This window comes from Roseovarius sp. MBR-51 (assembly GCF_053628575.1).
Window position 1 is genome coordinate 151,089 of sequence record NZ_JBRJGQ010000008.1, and the last position, 18,650, is coordinate 169,738.

11 protein-coding genes are annotated in these 18,650 nt (G+C 61.7%); 9 read left to right on the forward strand and 2 right to left on the reverse strand.

The window, feature by feature from the left end; translation table 11 throughout:
- Nucleotides 1-12 precede the first annotated feature (12 nt).
- Together lysA and ACSSVY_RS13470 are read left to right on the forward strand one after the other, a co-directional pair.
- Nucleotides 13-1,278, forward strand: coding sequence for a diaminopimelate decarboxylase (gene lysA, locus ACSSVY_RS13465; protein ID WP_454270097.1), 1,266 nt, complete (start codon nucleotides 13-15; stop codon nucleotides 1,276-1,278).
- 37 nt (nucleotides 1,279-1,315) lie between these two features.
- Nucleotides 1,316-3,919 carry a TIGR02302 family protein gene (locus tag ACSSVY_RS13470; protein ID WP_454270098.1) on the forward strand — a complete coding sequence of 868 codons (2,604 nt, stop codon included), beginning with the start codon at nucleotides 1,316-1,318 and terminating at the stop codon, nucleotides 3,917-3,919.
- A gap of 84 nt (nucleotides 3,920-4,003) precedes the next feature.
- Here the strand turns inward: ACSSVY_RS13470 and ACSSVY_RS13475 are convergent, their stop codons facing one another.
- Nucleotides 4,004-4,948, reverse strand: a complete 945-nt coding sequence (locus ACSSVY_RS13475) for an ABC transporter substrate-binding protein (protein WP_454270099.1) — start codon at nucleotides 4,946-4,948, stop codon at nucleotides 4,004-4,006.
- A gap of 332 nt (nucleotides 4,949-5,280) precedes the next feature.
- Between ACSSVY_RS13475 and ACSSVY_RS13480 the strand changes: the two genes are divergently transcribed.
- From ACSSVY_RS13480 to ACSSVY_RS13510, 7 genes are all read left to right on the forward strand, one after another.
- Nucleotides 5,281-6,582, forward strand: a complete 1,302-nt coding sequence (locus ACSSVY_RS13480; RefSeq protein ID WP_454270100.1) for a DUF2793 domain-containing protein — start codon at nucleotides 5,281-5,283, stop codon at nucleotides 6,580-6,582.
- 10 nt (nucleotides 6,583-6,592) lie between these two features.
- Complete coding sequence (locus ACSSVY_RS13485) at nucleotides 6,593-6,910, forward strand: hypothetical protein (protein ID WP_454270101.1); 318 nt, start codon at nucleotides 6,593-6,595, stop codon at nucleotides 6,908-6,910.
- A complete protein-coding gene (locus ACSSVY_RS13490; RefSeq protein WP_454270102.1) occupies nucleotides 6,900-7,262 on the forward strand; it encodes a hypothetical protein in 363 nt (120 codons plus the stop codon). Before ACSSVY_RS13485 ends, ACSSVY_RS13490 begins: the two co-directional genes overlap by 11 nt.
- A gap of 262 nt (nucleotides 7,263-7,524) precedes the next feature.
- On the forward strand, nucleotides 7,525-10,476 hold the full coding sequence (locus ACSSVY_RS13495; protein ID WP_454270103.1) for a choice-of-anchor L domain-containing protein: 2,952 nt from the start codon (nucleotides 7,525-7,527) through the stop codon (nucleotides 10,474-10,476).
- Between the two features lie 161 nt (nucleotides 10,477-10,637).
- Entirely contained in the window at nucleotides 10,638-13,172 is a 2,535-nt protein-coding gene (locus tag ACSSVY_RS13500; protein ID WP_454270104.1) for a calcium-binding protein, read from the forward strand.
- A gap of 222 nt (nucleotides 13,173-13,394) precedes the next feature.
- A complete protein-coding gene (locus tag ACSSVY_RS13505; RefSeq protein ID WP_454270105.1) occupies nucleotides 13,395-15,230 on the forward strand; it encodes a matrixin family metalloprotease in 1,836 nt (611 codons plus the stop codon).
- A 130-nt stretch (nucleotides 15,231-15,360) separates the two neighbouring features.
- Complete coding sequence (locus ACSSVY_RS13510; RefSeq protein ID WP_454270106.1) at nucleotides 15,361-17,772, forward strand: calcium-binding protein; 2,412 nt, start codon at nucleotides 15,361-15,363, stop codon at nucleotides 17,770-17,772.
- On the opposite strand, the gene ACSSVY_RS13515 is transcribed toward ACSSVY_RS13510, so the two are convergent.
- Nucleotides 17,759-18,613 (reverse strand): sulfotransferase family 2 domain-containing protein, encoded by an 855-nt coding sequence (locus tag ACSSVY_RS13515; RefSeq protein WP_454270107.1) that lies wholly within the window; start codon nucleotides 18,611-18,613, stop codon nucleotides 17,759-17,761. The genes ACSSVY_RS13510 and ACSSVY_RS13515 overlap by 14 nt on opposite strands.
- Nucleotides 18,614-18,650 lie beyond the last annotated feature (37 nt).

Here is an 18,650-nt window from a genome sequence, read left to right on the forward strand (position 1 = left end):
GCGGGACGGCGCGTGGATCATTTTCTCTATCATAACGGTGTGTTGCAGGCCGAAGATGTGCCGCTGTCGGAGATTGCCGAAGCGGTTGGCACGCCCTTCTATTGCTATTCAACCGCGACGCTGACCCGCCATTTCCGCCTGTTTGACGAGGCGTTGGCGGGCATGGATCATCTGGTCTGCTACGCCATGAAGGCTGCGAGCAATCAGGCGATTCTCAAGACACTGGCGGCTTTGGGCGCGGGAATGGATGTGGTTTCGGGCGGGGAATATGCGCGCGCCAAGGCTGCGGGCGTGCCGGGCGAGCGGATCGTGTTCTCTGGCGTGGGCAAGACCCGCGAAGAGATGCGCATGGCGCTCGCGGGCGGTATCCGGCAATTCAACGTCGAGAGCGAGCCGGAGATGGCGGTGCTGAGTGCCGTGGCGCTCGAATTGGGCCTGCGCGCGCCGATCACCATTCGCGTCAATCCCGATGTGGATGCCAAGACCCACGCCAAGATTGCCACTGGCAAGAGCGAAAACAAGTTTGGCATCCCAATTGCGCGCGCGCGTGAGGTCTATGCGCAGGCTGCGGCATTGCCGGGGCTAGAGGTGATCGGGATTGACGTGCATATCGGCAGTCAGCTGACCGAATTGGCACCCTTTCGCCTTGCCTATGAAAAGGTCGCGGAACTGACGCAAGTTCTGCGCGCCGATGGGCATGACATTCGCCGCCTCGATCTGGGGGGCGGTCTGGGGATTCCCTATACGCGCTCGAACGAGGCGCCGCCCTTGCCCACGGAATATGGTGCGCTGATCCGCGAGGTTCTGGGGCATCTGGGCTGTGAGATCGAGATCGAGCCGGGGCGGTTGATTGCGGGCAATGCGGGGATTCTCGTGAGCCGGGTGATCTATGTGAAATCCGGTGAGGGACGGGATTTCCTGATCCTCGATGCCGCGATGAACGATCTGATCCGCCCGGCGATGTATGACGCGCATCACGACATTGTGCCGCTGGTAGAGCCCGCGCCGGGGGTCGAACAGCAGCCCTATGACGTGGTCGGGCCGGTGTGCGAATCGGGCGATACGTTTGCCAAGGGGCGGATGCTGCCGCCGCTGGCCGAGGGCGATCTGGTGGCGTTCCGCAGTGCTGGCGCTTATGGCGCGGTGATGTCGAGCGAGTATAACACGCGGCCTCTGGTGCCTGAAGTTCTGGTGCATGGGCGTGACTTTGCCGTGATCCGGGGCAGACCGACCTTTGACGAAATGATAAATCGCGATACCATCCCTGAATGGCTCTGACGCGATGGGCGCGCGTGGCCGAGATGAGGTGCCGCGCATGGCTGCGACCGAAAACCCCCTGAAAGCTCTGACCGCGCGGTTGCGGCGGCCTCTTCTGCTGACATGGGCGGGGTTGATTGCCGAGCGTGTGGTGCGCGCGTTCTGGCCGATGTGGAGCGTGATTGCGGCAGGCGCTGCGGCGCTGATGCTTGGCCTTCAGGACATGGCAGCGGTCGAGGTGGTCTGGGGCACCGCCATGCTGGCCGCGCTGGCGGTGCTGGTTTACGGCGTGCTGGGATTTATGAAGTTCCGGTTTCCGCGTCGGGCCGAGGCCTTGGCGCGGATGGATGAGGCGATGCCGGGCAGGCCACTGGCGGCGCTGGCGGATGTGCAGGCGATTGGCGCGGGCGATGCCGGGTCGGCGGCGCTCTGGCGGGCGCATCAGGCGCGAATGGCGGCACGGGCAGCGGGCGCACGCGCGGTCGAGCCGGATTTGCGGCTGTCGCGGCAGGATCCGTTCGGGCTACGCTACATCGCCCTTTTGGGTTTGGTGGTGGCGTTGCTCTTTGGCTCGATCTGGCGGGCCGGGTCGGTGGCGGAGATGGTGCCGGGGGGCGCGCGTGGCTCGGCGCTGGCCGCTGGCCCGACATGGGAAGGCTGGATCGAGCCACCCACCTACACAGGGCTTCCGAGCCTGTATCTTGCCGATCAGGGTGAGGGGATCGAGGTGCCGGAAGGCAGCCGGATTACCCTGCGATTCTATGGTGAGGTGGGGGCGCTGAGCCTGACAGAAACGGTGTCGGGTGAGGGTGCAGAGGCCGCAAGCACCGATCCGGAGCAACAGTTTGAGGTCGCGCGCGCCGGCGAAATCCGGATTGACGGTCCGGGGGGGCGTAGCTGGGCCGTTGCGGCGCTGGCAGACACAGCCCCGGAGGTCGAGGTGGTCGAGCGCGATGCGCGCACCGCCTTTGATGGGCAGATGAGCCAGCCCTTTGCCGCGCGCGACGATTACGGGGTGGTGCGCGGCGGGGCGGTCTTTGCGCTGGATCTGGCGCAGGTGGATCGGCGGCATGGTCTGGCGGTGGAGCCGGAGCCGCGCGAGGTGATCCGGCTGGATCTGCCGATGCCTTTGGCCGGGGATCGGACCGAGTTTGCCGAGACCCTGGTCGAGAACCTCTCGGAGCATCCTTGGGCGCATTTGCCTGTGACGCTGCGGTTGCAGGTTGCGGATGCGGCGGGGCAAGAGGGGCAATCCGAACCGTTCGAGATGGCGCTGCCCGCGCGGCGGTTCTTTGATCCGATGGCGGCGGCGGTGATCGAGCAGCGGCGCGATCTGTTGTGGTCGCGGCAGAACGCCGGGCGCGTGGTGCAGGTGTTGCGGGCTGTGTCCTACAAGCCGGAGGGGCGGCTCTTTCGGTCTGAGAAAGCCTATTTGCGGTTGCGGGTGATTGTGCGGCAGTTGGAGGCGATGACGCAGAGCGAGGGCCTGAATGAGGCCGAGCGCGATGAGATCGCGCAGGCGCTCTGGGATCTCGGTGTGTTGCTGGAAGATGGGGACATGGGCGACGCGCTGGAGCGGATGCGCGCGGCGCAGGAGCGATTGAGCGAGGCGATGAAGAACGGCGCCAGCGAGGAAGAGATTGCGCGGCTGATGCAGGATCTGCGGGATGCGACACAGGATTACCTGCGTCAGAAGATGCAGCAGGCCGAGCGCGAGAACCCCGAAGGCAGCGATCAGCGCAGTGCCGAGAACATGATGCAGATGAACCAACAGGATCTGCAGGACATGATGGACCGCATTCAGGAGTTGATGGAACAGGGCCGCTATGCCGAGGCGCAGCAGGCGCTCGAAGAGTTTCAGCAGATGATGGAGAACATGCAGGTCACGCAAGGGCAGGGCCAGCAGGGTCAATCGCCCGGTGAGCAGGCGATGGAGGGGCTGGCCGAGACATTGCGTGAGCAACAAGGTTTGTCGGATCAGGCGTTCCGCGATTTACAGGAACAGTTCAACCCCGATGCTCAGTCAGGCCAGTCGCAGAACAATGAAGGTCGCAGTGGTGGCGAGGGCCGGGGCGAGAGCCATGATGGTCAGCAGGGTCAGGGCGGACAGGGCGGTGAGCAGCAGGGCCAAGGCGGCGAGGGCCGCGAACAGACCGAGGACGGTCAGACCGGCGAAGGCTCGCTGGCCGAGCGGCAGGACGCGTTGCGGCAGGAATTGGAGCGGCAACGGCAGGGTCTGCCGCAACTCGGCGGCGAGGCTGGAGAGGCCGCGCGCGAGGCGCTGGAGCGGGCGGAACGGGCGATGGAAGGTGCTGAACAGGCGCTGCGCAGTGATGATTTGGCCGGGGCGATCGACAATCAGGCCGACGCGATGGAAGCGCTGCGCGAGGGCATGCGCAACATGGGCGAGGCGATGGCCGAGCAGCAAAATCCCGGTGGCCAAGGCGATGCCGAAGGTCAGCCGGGCCAGGCGCAGGCCGATCCTCTGGGGCGCGAGGCCGGACAGGGGCGGCAAGCGGGCACGCAGGACAGTCTCTTGCAGGGCGAGGATGTTTATCGGCGGGCGCGGGAATTGCTGGACGAGATCCGCAAACGGTCCGGCGAGGGCGAGCGCCCGGATGTGGAGCTCGACTATCTGCGGCGGTTGCTGGAACGATTCTGAGGCGCAGGCCGGGAACCGAAACTCAGGGCTCGGGTGATCCGGTCGGGGCAGGATTGGCAAACCCTGCCCCGCTCCGGGTGGTGATCAGTTGACGGCACCGTTGACCATTGGCCGCCAGCTGTCTTCATTTGCGGCAGCCCATTCGGCGGCGACTTCGGCCACGGGGCGACCATCACGCTCGACTGCGACCATCAACGCGGCCTGTGTGTCATTGGTGATCTGGAAATCCTCAAGAAGAAAATAAGCGGCGGGCCAGCGGGTCTTGAATCCTTTGATCACGGATTTGACAGCGCTCAGGCTCGGGAATCCACAGTCGCCCACGGCGTTGGGGTTCGGTCCCCAGCTTGGGTCTTCGTAGCAGGCCGCCTCAGCCTCGGGCAGTTCGACAAAACGCAGGTCATGAGCGGCGCCGGCCCAATGCGGTTGCCAGAACATCGCGAGTGCCGGGGTACCGTTGGTGCTTGCGCTGACGAGGACATCGACCAGCGCCTGTTCGGACGCAGCGGGAGAGGCGGTGAAGGGCAGATCGAGGGCGGTCATCAGATCGGCCCCCGGTGACTCCCAATCGGTGGGATAGTCGATCAGCACAGGCGTGCCGCCATCGCTGGCGAAGGCTGCGGCGCAGTCACGCAACGCATCGAGTGCGGGCAGGCCGGGGCAGGTGGTCTCCATATGGGCAGGATAGGCCAGCCCCTCTGTCATGGAAAGGCCCAGGTCTCCGAGATCGACAAGGCTCCGCTCCATCATCATATCGCGATAGGACGGCGCGGCGTTGGCGGGCCAGATTTCGAGGTTGGCGTCAATATTGCCCCGCCCCATCTGAAGGAAAACGGCCATGTCATCAATCGGGACGAATTCGACATTATAGCCTGCCGCCTTGAGCAGTTCGCCAGCGACATGCGCGGTGATCTGAGCCCCGGTCTGTTGGGTGAGCGCGAGCTTGATTGGCTCATCCGACTTGCCCAGATCCGCCGCAGTCGCGGGGAGGGCAAAGGCGCAGAGCGCGAGCGCGCAGCAGGTGGATTTCATATCAAACTCCTTGGTCAAAGAGAGGGCCTGCGGCCCCCATGCGTGTCAAACGGTCAGATCGGGAAACGTCATGCTGAAATGGTGGCTGTGAGTAATGGTGGGCTGCGTCCCGTTTCCCGGCACACGATACCATGTCCGGCGTAGGCTGCATCCCTTTTCGCGCGATTTCACGAGAGGGTGTTTGATGTTTCATCGCAGGGCTGCGGGCATCGGTGGTGTCAGTGATTATGTATACCAAACATATGCTTATCTGGCTTGCGTCCGCAGTCTTAACCAACTGGCAAGGGTGTTTGACCGAGTTTGTCGCCTGCGCAACCGTTCTGGAGAGACCGATGTCGGATTTATCAGCCCGCCTTGACCTGCCGTTTATCGCCCCGTCACAGGCGCAAAAGCATGTGACGCATAATGAGGCTGTGCAGCGGTTGGATCTGTTGGTTCAAATGGCTCTGGACGGGTTCGAGGCGACGGAGCCCCCTGCCGCGCCTGAGACCGGCGCGCGATTTGCGCTGGGGACGGGGGCGACGGGCGTCTGGGCCGGGCAGGATGGCAAGATCGCCGCGTTTCTGGGCGAGGCCTGGATGTTTGTGACGCCGCAAGAGGGCTGGATCGCGGCGGAGCGCGGCGGCACCGCGGTGCGCATGTACCGCGATGGGGGGTGGCGCGGGTTCCCGGACCGGACCGATGCCCTGGGGATCGCGACGCAGGCCGATGCGGTCAACCGTTTGAGCGTTGCGGCGGCGGCCACGTTGCTGAGCCATGCCGGTGCGGGACATCAGCTCAAGATCAACAAGGCGCAGAGCGATGATACTGCGAGTTTGGTATTTCAGTCAGGGTTTGCGGGTCATGCCGAGATGGGTCTGGCGGGCGATGACGATTTTTCCATCAAGGTGAGTGCGGATGGCGCGACATGGACCGAGGCTCTGCGGGTCGATGCGCAGAGCGGGCGGATCAGCGGTGCCGCGGTTCAGTCCGCACCGACCGACAATGCCGCAGAGCGATTGCTCAAAGTCGGAGCGTTCGGGCTTGGCACCGCGATCACGCTAACCGCCTCTGACAGGCTCGATACCCTGGTCTTGTCCGGTCTGTATTATAATCCGTCGGCTGGAAATACCTCAGGCAACTCCTATCCGATGTCGTCTGCCGGGGCGCTTTTGGTGATTGCGCGCTCTGCCACGAATGTTGTGCAGGAGTTCACGTCATATGGGGGCACTTCAGCGGCTTCGGCGCTGCGCAAATTCGTCAGATCCTGGGGCACGGGCGGGTGGTCACCCTGGCTTGAACTGTATCACAGCGGGCGCGTGGTGGGCCCGGTTTCTCAATCTGGCGGAGTGCCGACCGGGGCGATCATCGAGCACCAGTTCGCGGGCGGGAACGGGGAATATACGCGGTTTGCCAATGGCACGCAGATTTGCGGAACGACAGTGGCGCTCACGACCTCTGGCGAAACGACCTGGACTTATCCGGCGCAGTTTTTCTCAGCGCCGCGCGTTGCGGCGGTCTTGACGGGAAGTCAGGCCGCCTTTGCGCGCACCCTCAGCAATTCCAACCTGAGCATTCAGGTCGGGGGGTTCAACACGTCCGGCACACGGGTGAGCGGCTTTGCCTATCTCCTTGCAATTGGCCGGTGGATCTAAGGAGATGACCATGCAGATCAGATTCTCACCCATGCGCCGGGATCTCCGGCTGACGTTGGACCGGTCGGGGGATACTCTGACCATCAACGGCGAGGCGTTCGATTTTTCACCGCTTCCAGAGGGGGCTACCTTGCCGCGAGAGGCCATGGCCTCTGAGTGGTTCGCCGGACCGGTCGAGCGGCAAGACGGTGTGTTGCACCTCAGCTTGATCCTACCCCATGGGCCAAATCCGCCGCTAGGGACCCTCATGGCCGAGCCCGTCATTCTGACCGACGACGGGCCTGTGACGCTGCCGCCCTATGATCAGGAGATCCCCGATGCAGATTGATTTCAGTCAAACGATCACCGCCGAGGCCAAAGCGGTCATCGCCGCGTCGGCACGGGCCGCTGACATCAAGGCCGAGTGCCGGGCGCGCATTCTGGCGGTCGGGTCTGAGACCACGCAGATGAATATCGCACAGGCCGGGATTGTGTTTACGGCGGCGGTGCTGGACGGCGCATCGCGTGAGGTCGCGTTGAGGGCGTCCGGGCTGCGCGAAGGGGATCTGGGACTGGCACGAGATTGGAAAGCATGGGTGGCGTCGATGCAGGTCGAATGTCGCCGCTCGATTGAGAGCGGCGATGGTGCGGTCTGGCCAAAGATTCCCGACGGTGTTGTCGGCCTTGCGGCACGGTTTTGACCTGCCCGGTCGTCCTGTCCCGGAGGCAGTCGTGCTATGGTAGTGTTTTGAGCGCCCCGATGGGGCGTTCTCTTTGTCAGGCTTGCGATAAATATCTATGAATTGCAGTGTCTTGCCGTGACTCTGACTCCGTCTGAGACGTCAATTGTTGATCTGTTGAATTTTGTGGCTACCATGTGCCGAGCGGATTCAAGTCAATTTGCGTGACCTTGAAAAGAGCCGCTTTTGAATTTTGAAATTTATACGGCTTGGGAGATCAGAAATGGCAACACTTTTCACGCTCACAGGGTTCCAGTTTACCGCGTCCGGGACGAGTATTTCCGGTCTTGGACCGGCCACGCTCGACGTTCTTGGCAGTGATGATCTGGAGTTTACCTATACGTCAACGACCGTCGATCCGACTGATCCGCAGGGTGCGCTTGATGCAACTTCGGGGGATCTGTTTGAAGTGCGATTGGACGACGTTGACCCGCTCGTCTTTGACAGTCTGTTCGAAGGCATTATGGCCGAGGTCGAATTTGACGGGCAGATGGCGCAGTTTGTTGGATTTACCAACCCGTTCACCGACGAAACATTCTTGTTTCAACTGGACAATGTGCCGATTTTTGCGGGACCGGTTCCGACCGCAGCCGAAGTGGCCGCGATCCTAGGGAGCGCGTCGCTGAGCGACATTCCGGCCGGCGGACCGTTCTCGCCTGGGGTGCCCTTTTCGCTCACATCGGTTCCGGGCGTGACGACGGCGGAGGTCGACCTGTTTTCCCCGACGGCAGGCAATGACACGCTGACCGGATTTGGGTCGAATGATGCCATCAACGGGCTAGGCGGCGATGACCAGATCAGTGGTTTGGGTGGTGCAGATACCCTTCATGGTGGCGCTGGCGATGATAGCGTGTTCGGCAATGATGGCAGCGACCTGCTGATTGGCGGGGCCGGGGCAGATTCGGTTGATGGTGGTCTTGGGCTGGACATCCTTCAAGGGACATCTGCGGAGTTGAATGGCGATACGCTTGTGATTGGACATGGCGATGAGATTCGGATCACCGGGCTGACGCCGTCGTCAAATGTCATTATTGGCGGGGATGGTCTGTCCGTCGCGATTGATGCGGATGGCAATGGATCGACAGACTCGAGCTTTACGGTGCAGACCAGCGAATCGGGTGCGACACTGGTGCAGTCTATTGTGGGTGGCACGACCATCCTGCGATTGAACGAGACACCAACAGCCGGCATCGGCGTGCCGATTTCCGGCGCGTCAGGGTTCGACGGAATCCAAGACGTGCTCGTTTCTGACCCCAATCTGGTTCTCAACGATGTGAGGTTCACAGGGGGGATTGAGGGTCTCGCGCTCTTGCCTGACGGGTTCACGATCAACCGGCTGGTGGATGCCAATGACGATGGCACCAACGATAGCGTGACCCCTGTGGTGACCCTTGACCGTGGCGTCTTTCTGACGACGGGCGGTGGTCCCGGCACGAGCAACACGCAAACGAGTTTTTCCGTCTCTCTGGGCGAGCCGGGCGATCCGGATCTGGACCGGGCCGCACGCGATGCGTTTTCCGGGGCGGGGGAAACCAATGACGCGTCGGTCATTACCTTTACCTTTGACGCAACCGATCTGGGGAGCGTTCCCTCGGTATCGTTCGATCTGTTCTTCGGATCGGATGAATTCCCGGAATTCGTTGACAGCAGCTTTGTCGACATTGCCGCTGTTTTTGTAAACGGGCGGAATTTTGCGCTCTTCAACAATGACCCCGGTCAGCCGTTGTCCATCGTGGGCGAGAGCATCAACACGCCGGGCAACTTCTTTTCAAATGACGGCAACAATAATCCGGCCAACGCCTTCACCGGCGAATTCGATACGGAATATGACGGGTTCTCGCGTGTTATCACGGTGATTGCGCCGATTCAGGCCGGGGTGAACGAGGTCAAGATCGGGATCGCCGATACGGGCGACTTCATTTTCGATTCCGGTCTCTTCATCGGCAATATGCAGGCCTCCAACTTCAATTCGAGCGGGAGCTTTGTGAATGTTGGCGGCACGTCGGGCCCGGATCAGATCAATGCGACGGGTGCGCCGGAACTGATCACCCTCGGCGAGGGTGAGGACACGGTGTCCGGAACGGCGCAACAACTCGACGGGGATATCATCGACGACTGGGGTGATGACGACCTGCTAGAGTTCCTGGATGCGGTGTTCGGTCTTGAAGACATCGTTGTTACCCTCGGATCCGCCATTCTGGATGTCGATACCGATGGCGATGGCATTGCCGACAGCACGGTCACGTTGGAAGGCAATTTCACCAATGCGACCTTCAATGTCGAGACATCCGGAGGTAATACCCAGATCACCAGCACTGGGGCGCTACCGAATATCAACATCGTGAACGGAACCGCCGCGTCAGAGTTCCTGCCCGGCACTCTGGGCGATGACAGCATAACTGGCGGGGCCGGAAACGATTCCATTCCGGCATCGGACGGCGATGATGTGGTCAATGGCGGGGCTGGCAATGACAATATCGGCGGCGGTTTTGGCAATGATACGATCAACGGCGGTGACGGCGATGACATCATGGGCGGCGGCTTTGGCGATGACAGTGTCGTGGGGGCTGCGGGCAATGACGTGGTTGCGGGTGGCGCGGGCAATGACACGCTTTCGGGCGGGTCTGGCGATGACAGCATGTCCGGCAGTTTTGGCAATGATCTGATCAACGCCGGGGGTGGGGCCGATGACATCGGTGGCGGCACCGGGCAGGATACGATCAACGCCGGGGCTGGCAATGACCGGGTCGGAGGCGGCGAAGGCGATGACGTTATCTCAGGCGACGACGGCAGTGACTTCCTTGCGGGCGGCGGGCGTAATGACGTGATCGACGGCGGCGCGGGCAATGACACGATCAACGGCGGGGCTGGCAACGATCAGATGACGGGGGGCACCGGCGCCGATCAATTCGTGTTCTCGGCATTTGTCGCAGGTGAGAGCGATGTGATCCGTGATTTCGAGGATGGCACCGACAGTTTCTTCATCCGCATCATCAATCCGGATACGGGCGTGGAGAATATCACCAACGGTGGCAACGGGATTGCGGGTTTCGTCGCGGCGCTGAACATCACCGACACGGCGGCGGGCGCGCAGCTGAACGTCAACGGCCATCAGGTTCTGGTCGAGGGCGTCGCCGCGGCGGATCTGACCGTGGAGGATTTTCAGTTCCTTTGAACCGAACCGAAGCGAAGGCAGGGGCGCCATCAAGCGCCCCTTTCTGTTACGTACAACCTTTGCGTGTTTGTTGAAAACATTACAAAAAACCTTGATCGCATGAGTTCGTGATGACAAGGTTTGATCAGAAAAATCAAGATAGATTAAGGAAGGACATAGCCATGAACCTGTTTACAGTTTCGGGGATTCGCGTGCGTTACGACGGAACGCCTGAAGGCAATGCGACCCAAGTAACCCCCGCGGAATTCGAGCTTGCGATCACAGGTGATGTGCTCAACTACAGTGTCGTGGGATTCGCTGACCCGGACTCGCTTTTGCCGGAAATCGCATTGAACAATGACGCTAATCTGACAGTCGCGCGCCTTGATGGGCTGGACCTGACCGGACCGGCGGGAGAGTCATTCGAGTTGACGCTTGGGTTTGTCTCGACGTCGGCGGGGACGCTGATCATTCTGGGGCTCTTTGATGAGACCTCCGATACGGACTATATTTTCCAGATTGGGGGCGATGCCGGCGTGACATTGCCCACGACACTGGCAGGGTTCAATGCGCTGGAAGACTCGATTACGGGCGGCGGGCCCGTTACATCTGGCGAATTTGCCCCGAACCAGAACATCCCGCTGAGCGGGTTTGACAATACGGTGGTGTCCGTGCTGCCGGATGGGGAGTTGTTGACGGGAACAAGTGGAAACGACGACCTTCTTGGCGGAATTGGCAATGACGCGCTGAACGGGCTGAGCGGTGATGACACGCTTGATGGGGCGGGCGGCAATGACACGCTGGATGGCGGTGCTGGCAATGACCAACTGACCGGCGGCGCGGGCTCTGACCTGATCCGCACGGGCGAGAACAATCCCGACTTTGGCGATTTCGTGATTGGCGGCAGCGGCAATGATACCGTTGATTTCGGCGGTCTCGTCGATGGCTTTGCCGAGGTCAGCTATGAAGGTCTGGCGACACCGATCATCGCAACCGTCGATGGCGTGGCCAATACCGGCAGCGTCACCAAGGGCGCGCAGGGCACCGATACATTCGTCGATGTCGAGAACCCGATGTTCGCTGGCTTCGTCAATGGCGGGCTGCGCATCCGGGGCACTTCGGGCGATGACATCTTCAATTTCAACACGGCCTCAAACCAGTGGATCAGCGCCCGTGGCAATGGCGGCAGCGACACCTACAACCTGACTGGCGCAGGCCTGGTGCAGCTTGATTTCCGGGGCACGGCGCTCACAGCCAATTTCGTGACTGGAACGATAACGCAGGGGGGCAATACCAGCACGGTCAATGGCGCTGTGTTCGAGTTGCGCAGTGGTAACGAGGCTGACTCGATCCTCGGCAGCACGGCAGATGAATCCTTCCGCGTGGCGGGCGGCAATGATACCGTCGATGGCGGTGCCGGGTTTGACCGGCTGCGCTATGACGATTTCGGCGTGACAACGGTTAACGGCAACCTCGCCACCGGCATCGTGACGGGCACCGCTAACGGCCAGGCCTTTACCGATACGATCTCCAACATCGAATGGCTGCGCGGCAGCACTGGCAATGACATCCTCACCGGGGACGCGGAGGCCAACCGGCTTCAGGGGCGGGCAGGCGATGACCGTCTTGTGGGCGGTCTCGGGAATGACACCATCGACGGCGAGGGGGGCACCGATACCGCCGTGCTCGCCGTGAACCGCGCCGATACGCAGGTCTCGGCCATCAACGGCGGCATCCGCATCATCTCGAGCGAGGGCACGGATTTCTTCACCTCGGTCGAACTGTTTCAGTTTGACGATGCGCTGGTCAGCGCGGCCGATCTCATCAATGGGGCGGGAATTCCTGGCGAAGAGATCGTGGGCACCGATGGCGACGACAGTCTGATTGGCACGGTCAACGACGATACACTTGCCGGGGGCGCCGGGAATGACAACATCGACTCGGGCGGCGGTGGCAACAACAACATCTCCGGTTCGGATGGCGCAGACACGCTCTTTGGCGGGCCGGGTGATGACAGCATCGGCGGCGGTCTCGGCAGTGACACGATCTTTGGCAATGACGGCAACGACGTGCTCGGTGCTGGCTTTGGCAATGATTTCGTGTCGGGCGGCAACGGCAATGACGTGGTCGCGGGCGGTGCCGGTGACGACACGCTCGAAGGCGGCGAAGGCAACGACAGCATGTCGGGCAGCTTTGGCAATGACCTGATCTTTGGCAACGGCGGCGCGGATGACATCGGTGGCGGTACGGGACGCGACACGATTGACGCCGGTGCCGGGAATGACAGCGTGGGCGGCGGTGAAGGCGATGACAGCATCGACGGCGGCGACGGCAACGATTTCCTCGCGGGGGGCGGACGTGACGATGTGATCGACGGCGGCGCGGGCAATGACACGATCAACGCGGGCGCTGGCAATGATGTGATCACCGGCGGCGCAGGTTCGGATCAATTCGTCTTCGCCTCCTTCTTTGATGGCGAGGCCGATGTGATCACCGATTTCGAGGATGGATTGGACAGCTTTTTCATCCGCCGCTTCGATCCCGACACCGGCCTTGAGAACATCAACAACGGCGGCAATGGTCTGGCCGGCTTCGTGACAGCGATGAATATCATAGACACGGACGCTGGCGCGCAAATGACCGTGAATGGCAATACCATTCTCGTCGAGGGGATCACGGCGGCGCAGATGACAGTGGACGATTTCCAGTTCCTGTGAGGCTGGTGTGGAAGGGCCCGGCCTATTGGGTCGGGTCGTTCCATCCGCCTTTGCGATGTCGACATGATGCGCGACAGGTTGCTCATCCCAAGGGGTGAGACATTTTGTTTCCTTCTCAAATCATCACCTTACCCATAAGGATAGACCTCGTAAGGATATCTGGTCCTGGGTCATGACCGCGTTGTATCCTATCCGCTCAACGCAATTATGGAGCGCGCTGCCATGCCTAACCTGAACGGCGCCAAGTGGGGTTCCCAAGGCGTGGGCACGCCCGGCGGTGTCGTGACATGGAGCATTGTCGCCAGCGGGCAGGACATATCCTGGTTTGAGAGCGAGCCGGATGGCAGCCGGCTCTCGGTCGACCCAGAGTCGGTTTATACATTCGATCTCGAAGCCGAGTTGCGTGCGGCTTTTTCGGAGTGGTCGATTTATGGAAACATCGAGTTCTTGCAGGTCAGAGACCCCGGTGGCGCGGCTGGCGATATATCAACCCCTGACATTCGGATTTTCTTTGCGCCCATTCCGGGCAACACCCTTGGGTTTGCCTTTTTCCCCCCGTTTCTGGAGGATGCAATTGCTGGGGATATTCTGCTGGATGTGGACAGTTCCCTGAATTTCGATGTTCCGCTCTTTCAGGGATTGGCCGTGCATGAGATTGGCCATGCGCTTGGGTTGGAGCATATCGAAACGGTCAGAGCGATCATGAACCCGATCCTGACCCAGCCCGATATTCTGGCGGATGACATCCAAGGTATCCGGCAAATCTATGGCGCGCAGGATAGCGACCCGGTGGTCTATACCCTGCCTTCGGGTCTGGAAACCGTGACCCTGCTGCATAATCCTGAGGTTTTGACCGTCAATGGCAACGTGTTGGGCAATGTGATCATCGGCACCGGCGCGGATGAGACAATCAACGGGTTGGGCGGAGATGACACGCTAGAGGGCGGTGCCGGAAATGATCATCTGAACGGAGGCTCCGGCACGGATTGGGCCAATCTGGACGGGGTGACACGCGCGGCGGCGACGGTCAGCATGATTGCGGGCGGGTTGCGGGTGGTCTCTGCGCTTGGGACGGATGAGTTGATCCAGATGGAATGGGTCACATTTGCAGATGAGGTCGTCGGCATTTCGGCTTTGATCGCAGAGATCAACGGGCCTCTTGGTCAATACCTGACGGGTGGCGGGTTGCCGGATCGTCTGACTGGCACCGATGACAGCGACACCTTGATGGGTCTTGGTGGGGACGACATTCTGGCGGGGGGTCTTGGCAATGACAGTCTCGACGGTGGCAGCGGCAACGATTCCATCTCGGCCTCTGACGGCAATGATGTTGTTGTCGGTGGATTCGGCCATGACCAGATCGGGGGTGGTCCGGGCGATGACGCCATCGAGGGTGGCGATGGCAATGATGTGATCGGTGCGGGCCTTGGTAGCGATCTGGTGTCGGGAGGCAATGGCAATGACGTGGTCGCGGGCGGCGCGGGCGATGACACGCTCGACGGTGGCGCGGGCAACGACAGCATGTCCGGCAGCTTTGGCGATGACCTGATGTTTGGCGGGGACGGGACGGATGATATTGGCGGTGGGGCGGGACGCGATACCATTGACGCAGGCGCAGGCAATGACCGGGTTGGCGGCGGTGAGGGCGATGACAGCATCCAAGGTGGCGATGGCCACGACTTTCTCGCAGGTGGCGGGCGGGAAGACGTCCTTGACGGCGGCGCGGGCAATGACACGATCAATGGCGGTGTTGGCAACGATCTTATGACTGGCGGTTCGGGCGCGGATCAGTTCGTGTTCAGCGCGTTCAATCCAGCGGACGCGGATGTGATCACCGATTTCGAGGATGGCATCGACCGCCTCTTCATTCGCATCGTGGACCCGGATACCGGAGCGATCAACCTTACCAACGGTGGCACTGGCCTTGCGGGTTTTGTCGATGCTTTGGGGATCGTGAACACGGTGGCGGGCGCGCAGTTTACTGTGAACGGGCATCAGGTTTTGCTCGAAAACTTTGCGGCGGCGGATCTGACGGTGGCTGATTTCATCTTTCTCTAACAGGGTTTCCCGCCTAGAGACCGGACCGATTTTCCTTTAACTTTTCGTAAATGCCGCGAGGCAGCCATATTTCGTTAAGGCCATGGCAGTCTTGCAGCGGCACTCTGTTTCTTGCGTGGGGACGCGGGAAATGGGTGGGACAGAGATGCCGGTCAGGCTGGTGCATGTCGGGACGAGTCATGCGGAGAATTTTGAGGTCGCGCGCGCAGCGGTGGCGATTACGGCCCTGCCCGAAGGGGGATTCGTGGTCGCGGATTACGGTGCGGGCCTCAGCCGGGTGGTGCGGGTTGGGGCGGGCGGGCCTGTGCTGGAGAGGCAGTGGTTTCACGAAGAAACGGCGCGCGTCGCGTTCAATGTGACGGGCACGCCGGGGGCGCTGCCACAGGCTCTGGTGGGCGATCTGCTCGAGGCTTGGGATGCGGGGGCGCGCAGTGGCAATCTGGGGTTCCTGGGTCAAGGTGCGGTGCAGACGCAGGCCGCAAGCCTTTTGGCGGCACGGGTCGAGGATCAGGATTACCTGATTATAGCCGCGGCCGACGGTCAGGGCCTGTCGGTCTTTGCACTTGGGTCAGATCAGACGGTGCAGACTGTCCGCTCGCAGGCTGATGCGGCGGATCTCTATTTGCGAAATATCTCCGATCTGGCGTTGGTCGAAATTGCCGGGGAAGTTTTCGTTTTTGCCGCCTCGGCGCGTGAGCAGGGTCTGACAGGACTGCGTCTCACTGAGGCGGCAGGCTTGGTTCCCTTCACCAGCCTTGGACGCGAAGACAGCCTGCCGGTGCAGACAATCACGGCGCTTACGCCCGCTGATGTGGCGGGGCGGTCGTTCTTGATCGTGGCATCGGCGGACAGTGCGAGCCTGACGGTGCTGCGTGTTGGTGCGGGGGGCACGTTGGGGATTGCGGATCATGTTATCGACGGGCTGTTGACGCGGTTCGCCGGGGTGTCGCATTTGGAGGTGATTGCACAGGCCGGGCATGTGTTTGTGCTGGTGGCGGGGCGGGATGCGGGGCTGAGTCTGTTCCGGCTGACCGCCGAAGGGCGGCTCTTGCATCTGGATACGCTGGCTGATGAGCGGGCCTTTGCATTGGAGGGTGTGTCCGGGTTGGCGGCACAGATCCGGGCAGGGGGCATCGACATTCTCGTGACGGCGGCGGGAGAGGCGGGGCTGAGCCTGTTTCGGGCTGATCTAGGGTCACTTGGCGTGGTGCTGCGTGGCGATACTGCGCGGATCGAGGGCGGGACCGGGAATGATCTTTTGTCGCGCGATGGGGGTGATGGCGTTCTGGAGGGCCACGCAGGAGAGGACGTGCTGAGCGACGGATCTGGCAAGGATACGCTGATTGGCGGTGCCGGGGCAGATGTCTTTGTCCTGATGGCGGATGGACAGCGCGATGTGATTGCGGATTTCACGCTGGGGGAGGATCGGCTTGACCTGTCGCTCTGGCCGATGTTGCGCAATCTCGGGCAGCTTGGTTTTGCGCCGACGAGCCAAGGGGCCGTGCTGCGGTTCGGGGCAGAAGAGCTGGAGCTGCGCAACGCCGCTGGCGTGGCCTTTGCGGCGACGGAATTGTCAGCGATGGTGTCACCCTTGCTGTCACATTTCGATGTTGTGCTTGGACCTTTGGAAATGGGGGGAATCGCCCCGCCAACGCGCGTTGAGCCGCCACCGAGCCCGGTCGTTGTATCGCCGCCTGCGCCTGTCCCGCTGGTTCTGGTTGGGGGCGAGGGCGCGGACCTGCTTGGAGGGGGCGTGGCCGCGGACAGTCTGGCCGGACATGGCGGCAATGACACGCTGCGCGGCGATGCGGGCGATGACCGGCTTGCGGGCGGAGCGGGCGATGACCTGATCGAAGGTGGCGCAGGACAGGACAATATCGGAGGAGGTCTTGGCGCGGACAGGCTCAACGGGCAGGGCGGCGATGACACGATGGGCGGCGGCGACGGGGACGATGTCCTCAGCGGGGGGGACGGTCAGGACGTGATGAGCGGCGGGCCGGGCAATGACCTGGTCGAAGGTGGCGCCGGGGATGACAGGCTGGCGGGGAGCTTTGACCGAGACACAGTGCGCGGCGGCGACGGGGATGATGTGATCGGAGGGGGGCCGGGGCGCGATCTATTGGACGGGGGGGCAGGCAAGGATCAGTTCGGTGGGGGAGAGGGGGATGATACCGTGTTGGGCGGTAGCGGCGACGATTTTCTGGCCGGGGGCGGGCGGAACGACCTGATGGATGGTGGCACGGGACGCGATACGCTCAACGGCGGCGCTGGTCACGATACGCTGCGCGGCGGAGCGGAGGCGGATCTGTTCGTGTTCAATGATCTGGTCGCCGGAGAGCGCGACGTGATCGCCGATTTCCAGATCGGTGAGGATCGGATGCGACTGAGCGGGGTTGAGGGGCCGGGGCTGATGGGTCGCTTTCTGGCGCTGGATATCTTTGACACGGTCGATGGCGCGGTTGTGCGCTACGCGGATCACGAGATTCTGTTGGAGGATGTCGCGACAAGCAGACTGTCGCTGGAGGATTTCATCTTCCTGTGAGGCGCCCCAAGGCGGGAAAGGTCCGGTTCAACGCGCCAGCCCATCCTGTGCCATGAAACCCGTCGCGCGGATCGACCGGATAGCCGAGGGTTTTGAAATCAATGTCGTAGATGCGATGGATGGCCGAGAGTGTGTCTGGGGTGATGAAATTGTCATAGTTGAAACTCATATCCACCAGATCGCGCGCCGACAGATTGCCGAGATACCCGCTGAGCGGGGTTTCGGGCAGACGGGTGCGGTTCAGCACGCGCGGTGTATACGTCATCCCAAGCTTGCGGGCGACCCGAGAGAGTTCGACATCCAGCCGCTCGACATGGACGACGAAATCGTAATGGATGCCCTCCTGCTTGTAAAAGGCGGGCACCTGCGTTTCCCAATGCCCGTTGATCAGGTTTTCGGGGCGTGGACGGGTGGCGTGCAGGTGCGCGATCGTGTCCAGAAAGGCCTCGAAGGACATGCTGTTGTCGTTGGTATCGGCACCGGTGCGCGCGCAATAGAGATCGTGGAGATCCTGTGCAAAGGGTTCCAGATCCGCGCGGCTGAGCAATTGTCGGCCGCGATAGATGCAGAACTTGTTGAAATAGGCGCTGATGATGCGGGTCGCCGGATGCCGGACCAAGATCACCGAGCGATAGTTGCGCGTCATAAGCGCCTCGGCGCAGCCACGAAAGGGCGCGCTACTGGTGTGGAAATACTGCTTTTTGGCAGGGCGCGAGGGCATGTTGTCGGCGAGAAAGTTGAACAGGGTGGTGCAGGCCGCCTTTTGCGACCAGAAGAACACGGTCCTGCTGTCATCGTGAATATATCCGCGCCAGCCCATCTGATCCTGCGATGCCTTCATTCTCTCTGACCGTTGGCTTAAAGCCCAGAGGGAGGCT

What these genes read in the sequence shown, in the direction of transcription:
- ACSSVY_RS13470 (WP_454270098.1), top strand. Translation starts at nt 1,316, where the DNA reads ATGGCTGCGACCGAAAACCCCCTGAAAGCTCTGACCGCGCGGTTGCGG.
- ACSSVY_RS13475 (WP_454270099.1), bottom strand. Translation starts at nt 4,948, where the DNA reads ATGAAATCCACCTGCTGCGCGCTCGCGCTCTGCGCCTTTGCCCTCCCC.
- ACSSVY_RS13480 (WP_454270100.1), top strand. Translation starts at nt 5,281, where the DNA reads ATGTCGGATTTATCAGCCCGCCTTGACCTGCCGTTTATCGCCCCGTCA.
- ACSSVY_RS13485 (WP_454270101.1), top strand. Translation starts at nt 6,593, where the DNA reads ATGCAGATCAGATTCTCACCCATGCGCCGGGATCTCCGGCTGACGTTG.
- ACSSVY_RS13490 (WP_454270102.1), top strand. Translation starts at nt 6,900, where the DNA reads ATGCAGATTGATTTCAGTCAAACGATCACCGCCGAGGCCAAAGCGGTC.
- ACSSVY_RS13495 (WP_454270103.1), top strand. Translation starts at nt 7,525, where the DNA reads ATGGCAACACTTTTCACGCTCACAGGGTTCCAGTTTACCGCGTCCGGG.
- ACSSVY_RS13500 (WP_454270104.1), top strand. Translation starts at nt 10,638, where the DNA reads ATGAACCTGTTTACAGTTTCGGGGATTCGCGTGCGTTACGACGGAACG.
- ACSSVY_RS13505 (WP_454270105.1), top strand. Translation starts at nt 13,395, where the DNA reads ATGCCTAACCTGAACGGCGCCAAGTGGGGTTCCCAAGGCGTGGGCACG.
- ACSSVY_RS13510 (WP_454270106.1), top strand. Translation starts at nt 15,361, where the DNA reads ATGGGTGGGACAGAGATGCCGGTCAGGCTGGTGCATGTCGGGACGAGT.
- ACSSVY_RS13515 (WP_454270107.1), bottom strand. Translation starts at nt 18,613, where the DNA reads ATGAAGGCATCGCAGGATCAGATGGGCTGGCGCGGATATATTCACGAT.